This is a genomic window from Pedobacter nutrimenti (assembly GCF_003208655.1).
GTDB classification, from domain to species: domain Bacteria; phylum Bacteroidota; class Bacteroidia; order Sphingobacteriales; family Sphingobacteriaceae; genus Pedobacter; species Pedobacter nutrimenti.
Genome location: NZ_QKLU01000004.1, coordinates 448,843 through 463,132, shown reverse-complemented (window position 1 = coordinate 463,132; position 14,290 = coordinate 448,843). Strand labels below are relative to the sequence as shown.

General features: G+C 43.5%; 16 protein-coding genes. 15 read left to right on the top strand and 1 reads right to left on the bottom strand.

The window, feature by feature from the left end; translation table 11 throughout:
• The first annotated feature begins 25 nt into the window (after positions 1–25).
• From B0O44_RS13570 to B0O44_RS13500, 15 genes are all read left to right on the top strand, one after another.
• Positions 26–397 carry a response regulator transcription factor gene (locus tag B0O44_RS13570; RefSeq protein WP_110831416.1) on the top strand — a complete coding sequence of 124 codons (372 nt, stop codon included), beginning with the start codon at positions 26–28 and terminating at the stop codon, positions 395–397.
• A gap of 43 nt (positions 398–440) precedes the next feature.
• Positions 441–938, top strand: a complete 498-nt coding sequence (locus B0O44_RS13565) for a cupin domain-containing protein (protein WP_110831414.1) — start codon at positions 441–443, stop codon at positions 936–938.
• A gap of 166 nt (positions 939–1,104) precedes the next feature.
• Positions 1,105–1,833 (top strand): acyl-CoA desaturase, encoded by a 729-nt coding sequence (locus B0O44_RS13560; RefSeq protein WP_110831412.1) that lies wholly within the window; start codon positions 1,105–1,107, stop codon positions 1,831–1,833.
• A 5-nt stretch (positions 1,834–1,838) separates the two neighbouring features.
• Positions 1,839–2,636, top strand: a complete 798-nt coding sequence (locus B0O44_RS13555; RefSeq protein WP_110831409.1) for a DUF1295 domain-containing protein — start codon at positions 1,839–1,841, stop codon at positions 2,634–2,636.
• 96 nt (positions 2,637–2,732) lie between these two features.
• Positions 2,733–3,767, top strand: coding sequence for an SAM-dependent methyltransferase (locus tag B0O44_RS13550; RefSeq protein ID WP_110831407.1), 1,035 nt, complete (start codon positions 2,733–2,735; stop codon positions 3,765–3,767).
• Complete coding sequence (locus B0O44_RS13545) at positions 3,767–5,011, top strand: NAD(P)/FAD-dependent oxidoreductase (RefSeq protein ID WP_110831405.1); 1,245 nt, start codon at positions 3,767–3,769, stop codon at positions 5,009–5,011. The genes B0O44_RS13550 and B0O44_RS13545 overlap by 1 nt, the downstream gene beginning before the upstream one ends.
• Before the next feature lie 44 nt (positions 5,012–5,055).
• On the top strand, positions 5,056–5,862 hold the full coding sequence (locus tag B0O44_RS13540) for a DUF1365 domain-containing protein (protein ID WP_110831404.1): 807 nt from the start codon (positions 5,056–5,058) through the stop codon (positions 5,860–5,862).
• Positions 5,859–7,094: an SAM-dependent methyltransferase gene (locus B0O44_RS13535; RefSeq protein WP_110831402.1), complete on the top strand. Its 1,236-nt coding sequence runs from the start codon at positions 5,859–5,861 to the stop codon at positions 7,092–7,094. Before B0O44_RS13540 ends, B0O44_RS13535 begins: the two co-directional genes overlap by 4 nt.
• A gap of 112 nt (positions 7,095–7,206) precedes the next feature.
• On the top strand, positions 7,207–8,652 hold the full coding sequence (gene sufB, locus B0O44_RS13530) for a Fe-S cluster assembly protein SufB (RefSeq protein WP_110831400.1): 1,446 nt from the start codon (positions 7,207–7,209) through the stop codon (positions 8,650–8,652).
• 12 nt (positions 8,653–8,664) lie between these two features.
• Positions 8,665–9,429: a Fe-S cluster assembly ATPase SufC gene (gene sufC, locus B0O44_RS13525; RefSeq protein ID WP_110831398.1), complete on the top strand. Its 765-nt coding sequence runs from the start codon at positions 8,665–8,667 to the stop codon at positions 9,427–9,429.
• Between the two features lie 10 nt (positions 9,430–9,439).
• Positions 9,440–10,735, top strand: a complete 1,296-nt coding sequence (gene sufD / locus B0O44_RS13520; protein ID WP_110831396.1) for a Fe-S cluster assembly protein SufD — start codon at positions 9,440–9,442, stop codon at positions 10,733–10,735.
• Between the two features lie 10 nt (positions 10,736–10,745).
• On the top strand, positions 10,746–11,954 hold the full coding sequence (locus tag B0O44_RS13515; RefSeq protein WP_110831394.1) for a cysteine desulfurase: 1,209 nt from the start codon (positions 10,746–10,748) through the stop codon (positions 11,952–11,954).
• Positions 11,954–12,403 (top strand): SufE family protein, encoded by a 450-nt coding sequence (locus B0O44_RS13510; protein WP_110831392.1) that lies wholly within the window; start codon positions 11,954–11,956, stop codon positions 12,401–12,403. Before B0O44_RS13515 ends, B0O44_RS13510 begins: the two co-directional genes overlap by 1 nt.
• Before the next feature lie 11 nt (positions 12,404–12,414).
• Positions 12,415–12,729: an iron-sulfur cluster assembly protein gene (locus tag B0O44_RS13505; protein WP_110831390.1), complete on the top strand. Its 315-nt coding sequence runs from the start codon at positions 12,415–12,417 to the stop codon at positions 12,727–12,729.
• Between the two features lie 63 nt (positions 12,730–12,792).
• Positions 12,793–13,284 carry an RrF2 family transcriptional regulator gene (locus tag B0O44_RS13500; RefSeq protein WP_110831388.1) on the top strand — a complete coding sequence of 164 codons (492 nt, stop codon included), beginning with the start codon at positions 12,793–12,795 and terminating at the stop codon, positions 13,282–13,284.
• A gap of 236 nt (positions 13,285–13,520) precedes the next feature.
• Here the strand turns inward: B0O44_RS13500 and B0O44_RS13495 are convergent, their stop codons facing one another.
• Positions 13,521–13,919, bottom strand: coding sequence for a hypothetical protein (locus B0O44_RS13495; protein WP_110831386.1), 399 nt, complete (start codon positions 13,917–13,919; stop codon positions 13,521–13,523).
• Between the last annotated feature and the right edge of the window lie 371 nt (positions 13,920–14,290).

The window sequence follows — 14,290 nt, the reverse complement described above, 5'->3', positions numbered from 1 at the left end:
AGGTGTTCAACAAATATTTTAAATTATGGTAAAAAGAATACATGTTCTCGAAGACGATACAGATATCAGGTACATCATTGAATATCTTCTTAAAGATGAGGGCTATGAACTGCAGCTTTCTTCCTCTTTTGAGGAATTAAAGGGTAAGCTTAAAGATTCAGTACCGGATCTTTTTATTCTTGATGTAATGCTTCCTGACGGAGACGGTGCGGAAATCTGTGCAGATTTGAAAGGTGATCTGTTTACTAAACATATTCCGGTAATTGTCATGTCGGCCAACGACCAGAACAAAGCCAAAAGTTTGGAAGCAGGAGCAGATGATTACATCAAAAAACCATTTGACATTGACTATATCGTGACCAGGATTGATAAATTAATTGGCAAGCCAGTAAATTAATTCATGTCATCTATATATATTTGGCCAATCAATAAGATTAAAAATGTCAGATCAGAAAAAAGAAATATTTAACGGCGTTGCACAACGTCTGAAAATCGAAGGATTCAATGTTATTAATGTTGATGACACCCGTCCCTGGGGAGGTTTTTTTGTTATAGATGAAGATCAGGCCCAGCAATTTGCAAATGTTTACTTTGATGGGTTGAATGTCAATGATTTAAAAATCAGTGGTAAACTTAGTCCGAAAATTTTGGTTGTTGCCCCGGATAAACGTTTATCCTGGCAATATCACCACCGTCGCGCAGAAATCTGGCAGGTGGTTAGCGGTACAGTAGGCGTAAGCACAAGTGCAACCGATGAACAGGGACCTGTTCAAAAACTGACACCCGGTACAAGGATTAAACTGGAAAAAGGGGAAAGACACCGTCTGATCGGTCTGGAAGACTGGGGCGTGGTTTCTGAAATCTGGCAGCATACTGATCCTGAAAACCCTTCAGATGAATCTGATATTGTACGTGTACAGGACGATTTTGGAAGATAATTTATACAATTATATTAAAATGCCCGGCCTTTTTTAAGCGCCGGGCATTTTCGTTTTCGGGCCTTTCTTATTCAAACTAACCAGAATACTGGTTAGTTTTAGTACTTTTGCGGTTTATACATCTTAACGTAGATAAATTACGTTAATACAGCCATTAGTGCCTTATATGATTATTTTAATATTTTTTCTTTTACACTGGTTCCTCTCCCTTTTTTCCCAAACTTTTTTTCTTCATCGCTATGCATCGCATAAGATGTTTAAAATGAATACTTTCTGGGAAAAGTTTTTTTATCTGGTCACTTTTTTATCCCAAGGATCTTCTTTTTTAAACCCGCGTGCCTATGCCATTCTACACAGGATGCACCATGCCTTTAGCGATACCGAAAAAGATCCGCACTCCCCGCATTTTGTAAAGGATGTATGGGGCATGATGATCCAGACAAAAAATATTTACCTGAATTATTCCAAGTACAACGTAGAACCTGAAGAGCAGTTCAGGGACAAATATCCCTGCTGGCCGCTGATTGATAAAATAGGGGATTCCTGGATCACCAGAATTATCTTTATCAGCTTTTACGTTTGGTTTTATGTGAGTTTTGCAACCGCATGGTGGATGTTCCTGTTGCTGCCCATCCATTTTTTAATGGGGCCTATACATGGGGCAATTGTAAACTGGTGCGGTCATAAATATGGTTATTCCAACCACGACAACAATGACCACAGCAAAAACTCCCTTCCTTTTGATTTTTTAATGCTTGGAGAGCTGTTTCAAAACAATCACCATAAAAAACCAAACAGCCCGAACTTTGCTTCCAGGTGGTTTGAATTTGACCCGACCTATCCGGTTATGAAAATTATGCACTGGTTGCGCATTATTAAAATTAGAAAAACTTAAACCCTATGAACATCGCCATCACCGTTTTGATTTGTTTTATGGCTTGCAGCCTGATCATGACCGGTGTATGGATCTGGGCAAAAAGAATTAAAAATGCCGGGGTGGTGGATATTTTCTGGACCCTTAATTTTCCGGTCATCGCCCTGATTTTATTTTTTACAGGCCAGGGCTGGGCCCCGCGGGTGCAAATGGTCTGCAGCCTGATTTTTATTGCCGGCCTTCGGCTGGGATTTCATTTGGGCAAAAGGGTGCTTTCTCATTTACAACAGGAAGAGGGGCGTTACCAGCAGCTGCGCCAAGACTGGGCGCCACATGCCGACCGGAAGTTTTTTTGGTTTTTTCAATTTCAGGGTATTTCCAATGTTATCTTATCCCTGCCTTTTTTTCTGATGGTTTCCAATAAGAACCCTGGCTTTCACTTGCTGGAAATTGCCGGTTTTGTGCTCTGGGCTATTGCCCTTGCCGGAGAAGCCATCGCCGACTGGCAACTGGACCAGTTTAAAAAAGACCCTGCAAATAAAGGAAAGGTTTGTAGCAAAGGCCTGTGGAATTATTCCCGGCACCCCAATTACTTTTTTGAGCTGTTGCTGTGGACGGCTTATTTTCTGATTGCCTGTACCGCAGATTTTGGCTGGCTGGCGCTTAGCAGCCCGCTGATTATTGCCTATCTTTTGTTTAAAGTAACCGGCATTCCGGCCACCGAAGCCCAGGCCATCCGCTCCAAAGGCGCGCAATATGTTGAGTACCAGAACACAACGAGTGCCTTTGTTCCCTGGTTCAAAAAAAGGAAAACCAGCTTATAAATTTTAATGGAATTTAAGGATCTGTATGGCCCCAAAAACCGTATAGTGAATAATGATCCGTAACTTACAATTTATAACCTGCAATCCCCTGAATTCATGTGGTACGATACACTTATAGAACAGAACAAGCTTCCTGACTTCGTGCTCAGGGCGGGAATCCGGAAATTACTAAAAGAAAGACTCCAGGACGAATGCCTGGGTGATGTCGAGGTACAACAGCATGCTTTTAATGAGCTCATGGAGGAGTTAAAAAACGCACCGATCGCTGTAAATACCCGGGAAGCCAATGAACAACATTATGAAATTCCTGCAGCTTTTTATCAGTATTGTTTGGGCAGGCACCTGAAATACTCCAGCGGTTACTGGAAACCAGGGGTCATTGACCTTGATATTTCAGAAGAAGATATGCTGGAACTGACCTGCCAGCGGGCAGGTTTACAACAGGGGCAATCGGTATTGGAGCTCGGCTGCGGCTGGGGCTCTTTATCCTTGTTTATGTCTGCTAAATATCCCGGAAGTAAATTTACCGTGGTTTCCAATTCCAGTTCCCAGAAAGCCTATATAGATGCCACAGCGAAGCAGCGGGGCCTGACCAATCTTCTGGTGATTACGGCCGATATGAATACGTTTGATAGCAAAGAGCGTTTTGACCGTGTGGTTTCTGTAGAAATGTTTGAGCACATGCGCAATTATCAGTTGCTGCTGCAAAAAGTAGCTTCCTTTTTAAAAAAGAATGGAAAATTATTTGTGCATATTTTTACCCATCAGACTTTAGCCTATAAGTTTGAAGTCAAAAACGACAAAGACTGGATGAGTAAAAACTTTTTCACCGGGGGCATAATGCCTTCCAATCACTTGTTGTTTTATTTTAACGACGACCTGAAAGTATCCAGGCACTGGGTGGTCAACGGCATGCATTATTCAAAAACCGCAGAAGCCTGGCTGAGCAGAATGGATGCCCATAAAACAGAAATTATGACCATTTTTGAACAAACTTATGGTGCCGGACAAGCCTTAAAATGGTGGGCATACTGGCGGTTGTTTTATATGTCCTGTGCAGAGCTTTTTGCCTATAACAAAGGCAATGAATGGATGGTTTGTCATTATGTACTTGAAAAAAACAGCATATAATGGAAAAACTGGCAATCATTGGTACAGGAATAGCCGGAATGGGTTGTGGCCACCTGTTGCAGTCCAAATATGACCTTACGTTTTATGAAGAACTCGATTATATCGGCGGGCATACCAATACGGTTGTTGTAGAAGAGCAGGAGCGGCTTATTCCGATTGATACGGGCTTTATGGTGTTCAATTACCAGACCTATCCGAATCTTTGCAGGTTGTTTGAAGAAATTAAGGCACCGGTCAAAAAAACCGATATGTCTTTCAGTGTGCAGTACCTTCCTGAAAAACTGGAATACAGCGGCTCGGGCATTAACCATCTTTTTGCGCAGCGGAAAAATCTTTTTAACCCTTCTTTTCTTAAAATGCTTCTGCAAATCAGTCGCTTTAACAAAGAAAGCGTACAGATTCTGGACCGGCCTGAATTTGCAGCCTATAGCATTGGGCGCTACATTCGGGAAGCGGGTTTTGGTGAAGACATGCTTTGGAAATATTTAATTCCCATGAGTGCGGCGGTATGGTCTGCACCTATGGAGCAGATCCTCGATTTTCCGGCCGTGTCGCTGATCCGGTTTTTTAAAAACCATGGTTTCCTTGGACTGAATACCCAGCACCAGTGGTATACCCTTGATCAGGGCAGCCAGTCTTACCGGGAGCTTTTAATCGCACCTTTCAGGGACAGGATCCAGCTTCGTAAAAAAGTGGGGGTGGTTTCAAGAGAAGAAGATGGCAGGGTAAAAGTGCTCACTGTCGACGGGAGCACCTCGTATTTTGATAAAGTGATTATTGCCAGTCATGCCGATCAGGCTTATAAAATGGTCCGCTCCAAAACACCCGATGAACAAAGGCTGCTCTCGAAATTTAAATACCAGCACAACAAAGCGGTGCTGCATACAGACCGGACTTTAATGCCCCAAAAAAAACTGGCATGGAGCAGCTGGAATTACCGGGTAGAGCAGCAGGACGGACAATTACAGCCAAGCACCATTTACTGGATGAACAAACTGCAGCAGGTATCTGACCGCAAAGATTATTTTGTATCCATTAATCCAGGTGCCAGCCTCCATGAAAAAAGTATCCTGAAAGAAATCGATTACGAGCATCCTTTGTTTGATGTTCCGGCCATGCAGGCCCAGTCCGAGCTGCAGCTGTTGAACCAGAAAGGGCCGGTGTATTATTGCGGAAGTTATTTTAAATATGGCTTTCACGAAGATGCCTATGCCAGTGCGGTAGAACTGTGTAAGCGGTTGTAAACCAGTATTTTTATTTATAAAAATAATTGTAAATTCAACTCCCCATGAATTCCGCTCTATATACTGCAAAAGTAATGCACAGCAGGCTTGCCCCTAAAAAGCACAGCTTTTGGTACAGGGTATATCTTTTATACCTGGACCTGGATGAAATTGAAGGGCTGTCGAAGAAATTCTGGTGCCTGGGGTACAACAGGTTTAACCTGTTTAGTTTTCGGGATAAAGACCATTTGCAGCTCGGAGGTGAACGTTTACAGGGTAAGGGCACCAGAGAGCACCTGAGCGCTTACCTGTTTAGTAAAGGTATTATTTTGGATAAGGGTAAGGTGATGCTGCTCACCAATCTTTCGGTACTGGGCTATAATTTTAACCCGGTGTCTTTTTATTTCTGTTTCGATGAGCTGGGTTTTCCGCTTTGTACCGTTGCAGAAATCAGCAATACCTTCAGGGAAATGAAACTGTTTTTTATTGGTAAAGAGGAACTTGAAGAAGACCGCTTTAGGCAAAGGGCGCAGAAATTTTTTTATGTATCCCCTTTTACAGAACTGGATACTTATTTTGATTTTAACCTGGCCATTCCTTCAGAAAAACTAGACCTTAAAATAGACGATTACGATGGTCAGGGCAAAAGGTTTTTTCTGAGTACTTTAAAAGGCAAACGGAAAGAATTAAAAGCTTCAGCTTTAATGCGTTATTTCTTTTTAATTCCGCTTATCCCTTTAAGGGTCATGTGGCTTATTCACTGGCAGGCTTTTCTGCTTTGGAGAAAAAAGATCCGTTTTCATGCCAAGGACGTAAACCGCGACCTTCAAAAAAACGTTTATAGACCATATAAAGCTAAAAGTAGACCATGACCACTCTCTCTGTTGTAAGAAGCAAGCCCTCATTTTATGAACGTACTGTATTAAAAGCGCTCAGCAAAATGGACAAGGGGCGTTTGTCCCTGACTTTACCGGACGGAAGGTTTTTGGCCCTGGGAGAGGGCGGGGGCATTCATGCAGATATAGAAATTAAAGATGCCCGTTTTTTCAAAATACTGGTTTTGTACGGTGATATTGGCTTTGGAGAAGCTTTTGTAGAGCAGCTTTGGGAAACCAGCAATATTGTAAATGTCATTAAATGGGTATTGCTCAATATAGAGCAGGCCCCATCTGTATCCGGGAGTCGCTCGAAACTACTGGCCCTGAATATGCTCAAATGGCTGAACCGGATGTACCACAACAGCCGGTCGAACAGCATTTCCGGATCCCAAAAAAATATAGCAGAGCATTACGACCTGAACAACGATTTTTTTGCCTGTTTTCTGGACCAGGGGATGACCTATTCCGGTGCCTATTTTAAACAAAAAGATTATAGCCTCTCAGAAGCACAACTGGCCAAATACAGCAGGCTGGCAGAGCAGCTTTGTTTAAAATCAACAGACCACGTACTGGAAATTGGCAGCGGCTGGGGGGCAAATGCAATTTTTATGGCCCAAAAATATGGCTGTAAGGTCACTTCAATAACCATTTCCAGGGAACAGCAAAAACTGGCGCGGGAACGGGTAGAGGCAGCAGGCTTGTCCCATTTGGTTGAAGTGTTGATCCAGGATTACCGCGACATTACCGGACAATATGATAAAATTGTTTCTGTTGAAATGCTGGAAGCGGTTGGCCATAATTATTACGAACTGTATTTTGCAAAATGTAACCAGGTGCTTAAGGCCGATGGCATACTGGCCTTTCAGGTGATTACCAGTCCTGATTCGCGTTACAACAGCCTGCGCAAAGGAGTAGACTGGATCCAGAAACATATTTTTCCGGGTTCCTTATTGCCTTCGGTTGCTAAACTGAACCAGTCGGTGAACCGGAGCAGCAATTTTACCCTGGTAGACCTCAAAGACCTGGGCAGCGATTATGCCAGGACCCTGGCCATATGGTTTGATCAGTTTAACCAGAACATAGAGAAAGTAAAAGCCCTGGGTTTTGATGAACGTTTTATCCGGAAATGGCGGTATTACCTGAATTATTGTGAGGCTGCTTTTGCCATGCGCAACATCCATGTGATGCAAATGGTGTATGCCCGCCCAAACAATACGGGAAGGTAAAAACAGACAATGTTATTGCATTGTAAAGTTGTTTGTACTTTTTTGTATAAACAGATATCTGTTTTAATTTTGTGTTATATTACAATAACCCAAGATTAATCCGTGTAAACAGATGAAGGAAAAACCAGAAGCACTGGAACAGGCCGTATTAAATGAGTATAAATACGGTTTTGTGACGGATATACATACAGACCTGATTGCAAAAGGACTGAACGAAGATACCATACGCCTGATTTCTGAAAAAAAGAATGAACCCGGATGGATGCTGGACTGGCGGCTGAAAGCCTATGCAGGCTGGTTAAAAATGGAAGAACCCACATGGCCCAATGTGAAGTATCCGCCCATTGATTACCAGGACATCATTTATTATGCTGCCCCTAAGCCTAAAAAACAGTTAAACAGCCTGGAAGAGGCAGATCCCGAATTGCTTAAAACTTTCGAAAAACTGGGCATTTCCCTTAATGAACAAAAGCGCTTGACCGGTGTGGCCGTGGATGTGGTGATGGACAGTGTTTCCATCGGGACCTCCTTTAAGGAGCAGCTTTCTGAAATCGGCGTAATTTTTTGCTCCATCAGTGAGGCCATACAGCAACACCCGGACCTGGTTAAAAAATATATGGGTTCGGTTGTTCCGATGACCGATAATTATTTCGCGGCTTTAAACTCTGCCGTATTTACCGATGGCTCCTTTTGTTTTATCCCCAAAGGGGTGCGTTGCCCAATGGAATTGTCTACCTATTTCCGCATCAATGCCGAAAATGCAGGGCAGTTTGAACGTACCTTAATCATTGCCGAAGACAATGCCTATGTGAGTTACCTGGAAGGCTGCACGGCACCGATGCGCGATGAGCACCAGCTGCATGCGGCAGTGGTGGAACTGGTTGCCCTGGAAAAAGCAGAAATTAAATACTCAACCGTACAGAACTGGTATCCCGGAGATAAAAATGGTTTAGGCGGCATTTATAATTTTGTCACCAAAAGAGGTATTTGTAAAGGCGATCATTCCAAAATTTCCTGGACCCAGGTGGAAACCGGTTCTGCAATTACCTGGAAATATCCGAGCGTGATTTTAAAAGGGGACCACTCTATCGGAGAGTTTTATTCTGTGGCTTTTACCAATAACCACCAGCAGGCAGATACCGGTACCAAAATGATCCACCTTGGAAAAAACACCAGGAGCAGGATTGTTTCCAAAGGAATTTCTGCCGGGCACAGCAACAACAGTTACAGGGGGCTGGTGAGGGCTTCAAAACAGGCTGCCAACGCCCGCAATTATTCGCAATGCGATTCCTTGTTGCTGGGCGATAAATGCGGGGCACATACTTTCCCTTATATAGAAGTTAAAAACAAAACCGCTATTGTGGAACATGAAGCGACCACCTCAAAAATCGGGGAAGACCAGCTTTTTTATTGTAAACAAAGAGGTATAGATGCAGAAACCGCTGTTGCGTTGATTGTAAACGGTTTTGCAAAAGAAGTGATGAACCAGCTTCCTATGGAATTCGCCGTAGAAGCACAAAAACTACTTGCCATCAGTATGGAAGGCAGTGTAGGCTAATTATTATATTATATGCTATCGATCAAAAATATCCACGCCAATATCGCTGGAAAAGAAATTTTAAAAGGAATTAACCTCGACATCAAAGCCGGGGAAGTACATGCCATTATGGGCCCAAACGGTTCGGGGAAAAGCACCCTGGCTTCTGTACTGGCCGGAAGGGAAGAGTTTGAGGTCACTGAAGGAGAAGTGGAATTTGCCGGAAAAGACCTGCTGGAACTCTCTACCGAAGACCGGGCCAGGGAAGGCCTGTTCCTGGCTTTTCAATACCCGGTGGAAATTCCAGGGGTAAGCACCACCAATTTTATCAAGGCAGCAGTCAATGAAAAACGCAAATACCTTGGACAGGAACCATTGGATGCCGTTTCTTTTCTGAAAAAAATGAAAGAAAAAATGGCCCTGGTGGAAATTGACCAGAGCTTGTTGAGCCGTTCGATTAACGAGGGCTTTTCCGGAGGGGAAAAGAAAAGAAATGAAGTTTTTCAAATGGCCATGCTGGAACCTAAACTGGCCATTATGGACGAAACCGACTCGGGTTTGGATATCGATGCCCTGCGCATAGTAGCCAATGGCATCAATAAGCTGCGGAGCCCCGAACGGTCCATTCTGCTCATTACCCACTACCAGCGTTTGCTCGACTACATCCAACCAGACTATGTTCATGTGCTGTATAAAGGCCGTATTGTCCGTTCAGGACAAAAAGAACTGGCCCTGGAGCTGGAAGAAAAAGGATATGATTTTATTACAGATGAGGTCGACCTGAGTTTGGGTCTTTAAAAGATAAAGCATGGAAAGCACAGCGTATTTTAAAGATCAGTTTGAGCAGCTTCAGCAAACAGGCCCCCAGGGGACAATTGCCGGACTCAGAAAGGAAGGCTTTGAGGATTTCAATGGAAGAGGACTGCCTTCTTTCAGAGATGAAGAATGGAAATACACCAACATCAGCACCCTTTTTCAGCAGGAATACAATTTGGACGGCGAGGCCGGTATTGAGCCTTCAGAGCTGGATGCCATCCGCTTACCGGGCCATGAGCAGGCCAATGAACTGGTTTTTGTAAACGGGATTTTCAAGGCGGAATACTCCTGTATCCGGTCGGGTGCAAATGAACTGATCGTTATGCCCCTGCAGCAGGCTGCGGAAGGTGAATATAAAACCCTGGTGGAAACCCATTTGAACCAAAGCGCAGCTTACATCAAAGATGGCTTACAGGCCCTGAATACCGCGCTGATTTACGGAGGCCTGTTTATCCATGTGCTCAAAAAACAGGAACCTGTTCAGGTTTATGTATACCACATTTTAGAGGCAGCAGCAGGACCGGTACTGGCACAGCCCAGAAGCCTGATTTATGCCGATAAAGGAGCTCAGCTTCAACTCACAGAAAGTTACACCACCATCGGTAATGCCGATAGCCTGAACAATCAGGTGATGGAAGTTGTGGTGGAAGAAAATGCCTATGTGGAATATTATAAACTGCAAAATGACAACAGCAATGCCAGTCAGGTGAGCACGAGTCATATCCGCCAAATTGGAAGGAGCTATGTGCATACGGTGAGTATTGCCCTTAATGGCGGCATGGTGCGCAACAACATGAACCTGGTGTTGGATGCAGAAGGCAATGAAAGCCACATGTACGGTCTTTATCTTTTAAAAGGCAAAACCCATGTGGACAACCATACCCTGATTGACAACAGGAAACCAAATTGTTTTAGCAACCAGTTGTATAAAGGAATTGCCGACGATTCGGCCACAGCTGTCTTTAACGGAAGGATTATGGTCCAGCCCGATGCACAAAAAACCAATGCCTATCAGGCCAATAAAAATATTTTACGCTCGGACCTGGCCACCATAAATGCCAAACCACAGCTGGAAATTTTTGCAGACGATGTGAAATGTTCACATGGCTGTACGGTCGGACAATTGGACGAGGAAGCCCTGTTTTATTTAAGGGCCAGGGGAATTTCCAAAGAAAAGGCAGAAGTGATGTTGCTACAGGCTTTTGCTGCAGACATCCTGGTGCAGATCAAGCCAAAAGCTTTACGTGAACACGCCGAAAAACTAATTGACAAACACCTGTCCCTTTAAACAAACGATCATGAAAGATGTAAGACTTCAATTTCCGATACTGGACAGACTGGTGAAAGACAAGCCGCTGGTGTACCTGGACAATGCCGCAACCTCACAAAAGCCTCTGGCGGTGATAGAAGCCCTTTCCCATTATTACAGCCATTACAATGCCAATATCCACCGGGGCATTCATACCCTGGCAGAAGAAGCAACGGCAGCTTATGAGGCCACCCGTTACGCAGTACAGGATTTTATAGGCGCTGCATCGGTCGAGGAAGTTATTTTTACCAGGGGCACTACAGAAGCCATTAACCTGGTGGCTTATACCTGGGGCAGGCAAAACATCCAGGCGGGTGACGAAATTATCATCTCGGGCATGGAACACCATTCCAATATTGTCCCATGGCAAATTCTTTGTGCCGAAAAATCAGCTGTTTTAAAAATCATTCCGGTAAGTGACAAAGGGGAACTTTCGGTACAGGAGTATAAAGCCCTGCTGAGCGAAAAAACCAAACTGGTTGCCCTGGTACAGGTTTCCAATGCGCTGGGAACGGTAAACCCGGTTAAAGAAATGATCGAAGCTGCCCATCAGGTTGGGGCAAAAGTGCTGATCGATGGGGCGCAGTCGGCCGTGCACCTGGACATCGACGTGCAGCAAATGGACTGCGACTTTTTTGCTTTTTCGGGCCATAAAGTATATGGGCCAACCGGTGTGGGGGTATTGTATGGCAAAAAAGAATTGCTGGAAGCAATGCCTGTATTTCAGGGAGGCGGAGAAATGATTAAAGAAGTGAGCTTTGAACGCACCACCTATAACGAGTTGCCTTATAAATATGAAGCCGGAACCCCTAATATTGCTGATACCATAGCCTTAAAAGCGGCACTGGATTTTATATCCGGAATCGGTAAAGAAAAGATCCGGAAACACGAAGAAGCATTGCTGGCCTATGCTACAGCAGAGCTGAGTGCCATTCCCGGTCTGGAAATTGTGGGGCAGGCCAAAGAAAAAGTTAGCCTGGTTTCCTTTAACATCAAAGGCATACATCCACAGGATATCGGTATTTTACTCGATAACCTTGGAATTGCCGTGCGGACCGGGCACCATTGTACACAACCTTTAATGAAACGTTTTGGCATTCCCGGTACGGTAAGGGCTTCCTTTGCCCTGTACAACCAGCAGGAAGAAATAGATGTGCTGGTGGCGGGACTTCATAAAACCATAAAAATGTTATCCTGATGAGTGAGAAAAGTATATTGCAAACGGAGCAGGAAATCATTGAAGATTTTTCCCTTTTTGACAACTGGGAGGATAAGTACGAGTACATCATTGATTTGGGTAAAAAATTACCCCTGTTGGAAGACGAATATAAACTCGAAGAAAATAAAATCAAGGGTTGCCAGTCGACCGTTTGGCTGGTGGCCAGCTCTACAGAAGGCCGCCTGTTTTTTAAAGCCGACAGTGATGCGGTGATTGTTAAAGGATTGATCAGTATGCTCATCCAGGTGCTTTCCGGACACCGTCCGGAGGAAATTATAGCCGCTAAACTGGACTTTATCCGGGAAATCGGTATGTTTGCCCATTTGGCCCAGACCCGTTCCAACGGACTGTTGGCCATGATCAAACAAATGAAAAATTATGCCATTGCCTACCAGGCCTTAAACAGTGCCCAGGGCAAACAGGATTAAAAGAAACCGCTATGGACAAAGAAGAATTAAAACAAAAGGTTATTGATTGTCTGCAGACCATTTACGATCCGGAAATTCCGGTAAGTATTTATGAGCTGGGCCTGATCTATGAAACAGAGATTTTGCCACCGCTGAACAATGTACAGATTGTTATGACCCTGACCGCTCCGGGATGCCCTGCAGCGCAAAGTATTCCGCTTGAAGTAGAAGAAAAAGTAAAAGCCATTGAAGGGGTAAATGAAGTTACTGTAATTGTCACCTGGGAGCCTGCCTGGAATAAAGATATGATGTCCGAGACCGCCAGGTTTGAACTGGGAATGATGTAAAAAAATGAAGGTGATGAAATGATGTTTAGAAGTTTCATAACCGCTGAAAAGAAATAATTAATTATGAAAATTACTGCACAGGAAGAATATGGATTGAGGATACTGCTCCGGATTGCAAGGTCGGGAGAGAGCGGGGTAAGTATTGCAGCAATAAGTGAAACCGAAGGCCTTTCTGCAGCCTATGCGGCAAAGTTAACTCGCATGCTGCGCATTGCAGGGTATATCAACAGTACACCAGGAAATAAAGGCGGTTATGTATTGGCCAAACCCGCTGCTGCGGTCAATGTCAATGAAGTCCTTAAGGTTTTGGGCGGCTCGCTTTTTAATGAAAGCTTTTGCAAAGACTATCCGGGTGCATTAAAATTGTGTACCAATTCCATAGATTGTTCCATTCGTTCCTTGTGGCAGCTGATCCAACTTTCTGTAGACCAGTTGTTGGACCAGATCAGCCTGGCCGACCTGATCAGTACAGAACAGGAATCAGGCGAGCTGCTCAGCAGCCTGCTGATGCAGCAATTAAAATTTAGCCTTCCTGGTAAAGTCGGGATACAGTAGAAAATAAGTAACCTGTAGCGTAAATCGTGATTAGGCTTTTTATGTAAATACTATCCTATAGAGAAAATTATTGTCCTAGGTAGACGAATACTCCCGTCATCCCTAGTGAAATGAAACACTTGTCATCCCGAGGGAAGCACAGCGACGAGGGATCTGCATATTGAGCTTACAGATCTCTCCATCGTTCCTCATTTCGAGATGACGGCCATCTTCCTTATTTCTACTGATACCATATCCTACATTTCTAAGCTTTCAATTTCCGAGGGGTAAAGACCTGTAAATTTGGCGATCATATCTAAAGGCATTCCATCTTTTTTCATCTCCAAGGCAATGTCTAAAGCTTTTTTGTGATTCCCATCCATAAACCCATCAAAATATCCTTTGTCTTTTTTCATAATGTAAACAAGGTCCTTTTCAATATTGAAGAATTCGTTTGCTGATACTATAATACTATATTTCCAGATTTTAAATTTCCTTTCTTGGGTATGCTGGACATCATCTTTGAGTTCTTCACTCCAGGTAATACGGAGCAGCAAAACATGTTCAATAATTCCGGGCAGGTTGGCCTGCATGTTTTCTTTAAAGATTTTATCGAAAACTTTGTTCTGTTTGATTTTTTGTTGTAGTTCTGACATATGGTATTATTCAATACCCCCAATCAAGGTCAATTATTCCAGATACTGGTGAACTATTTTTAAATTGTTGTTCCATTAAAATTTACGGCATTCCGGTGGGAACTAATCCCGTCATCCCGACGGAAGCGCAGCGACGAGGGATCTGCACATTTTTAATTTTAAATATGCTATTGACCTTAGGATAATAACTAGTTCTGATTTTCTGCCCAGATTTTGAAAATCTGACGTAAAACCGGGTACGCCAAAATATCAGGGTGCAGAATTTCCCTTGTTTCTTACCTCTATGTAATGGCGTTTTTGTTGTGTTTTTATTTTTTAAAATACTGTTTTTCAATTGCTTGAATTTTATTTATGAGCTGTGGAAAACTTTT

What these genes read in the sequence shown, in the direction of transcription:
- B0O44_RS13565 (WP_110831414.1), top strand. Translation starts at nt 441, where the DNA reads ATGTCAGATCAGAAAAAAGAAATATTTAACGGCGTTGCACAACGTCTG.
- B0O44_RS13555 (WP_110831409.1), top strand. Translation starts at nt 1,839, where the DNA reads ATGAACATCGCCATCACCGTTTTGATTTGTTTTATGGCTTGCAGCCTG.
- B0O44_RS13510 (WP_110831392.1), top strand. Translation starts at nt 11,954, where the DNA reads ATGAGTGAGAAAAGTATATTGCAAACGGAGCAGGAAATCATTGAAGAT.
- B0O44_RS13495 (WP_110831386.1), bottom strand. Translation starts at nt 13,919, where the DNA reads ATGTCAGAACTACAACAAAAAATCAAACAGAACAAAGTTTTCGATAAA.
- B0O44_RS13560 (WP_110831412.1), top strand. Translation starts at nt 1,105, where the DNA reads ATGATTATTTTAATATTTTTTCTTTTACACTGGTTCCTCTCCCTTTTT.
- B0O44_RS13535 (WP_110831402.1), top strand. Translation starts at nt 5,859, where the DNA reads ATGACCACTCTCTCTGTTGTAAGAAGCAAGCCCTCATTTTATGAACGT.
- sufC (WP_110831398.1), top strand. Translation starts at nt 8,665, where the DNA reads ATGCTATCGATCAAAAATATCCACGCCAATATCGCTGGAAAAGAAATT.
- B0O44_RS13570 (WP_110831416.1), top strand. Translation starts at nt 26, where the DNA reads ATGGTAAAAAGAATACATGTTCTCGAAGACGATACAGATATCAGGTAC.
- B0O44_RS13550 (WP_110831407.1), top strand. Translation starts at nt 2,733, where the DNA reads ATGTGGTACGATACACTTATAGAACAGAACAAGCTTCCTGACTTCGTG.
- B0O44_RS13515 (WP_110831394.1), top strand. Translation starts at nt 10,746, where the DNA reads ATGAAAGATGTAAGACTTCAATTTCCGATACTGGACAGACTGGTGAAA.
- sufB (WP_110831400.1), top strand. Translation starts at nt 7,207, where the DNA reads ATGAAGGAAAAACCAGAAGCACTGGAACAGGCCGTATTAAATGAGTAT.
- B0O44_RS13540 (WP_110831404.1), top strand. Translation starts at nt 5,056, where the DNA reads ATGAATTCCGCTCTATATACTGCAAAAGTAATGCACAGCAGGCTTGCC.
- B0O44_RS13545 (WP_110831405.1), top strand. Translation starts at nt 3,767, where the DNA reads ATGGAAAAACTGGCAATCATTGGTACAGGAATAGCCGGAATGGGTTGT.
- B0O44_RS13500 (WP_110831388.1), top strand. Translation starts at nt 12,793, where the DNA reads ATGAAAATTACTGCACAGGAAGAATATGGATTGAGGATACTGCTCCGG.
- sufD (WP_110831396.1), top strand. Translation starts at nt 9,440, where the DNA reads ATGGAAAGCACAGCGTATTTTAAAGATCAGTTTGAGCAGCTTCAGCAA.
- B0O44_RS13505 (WP_110831390.1), top strand. Translation starts at nt 12,415, where the DNA reads ATGGACAAAGAAGAATTAAAACAAAAGGTTATTGATTGTCTGCAGACC.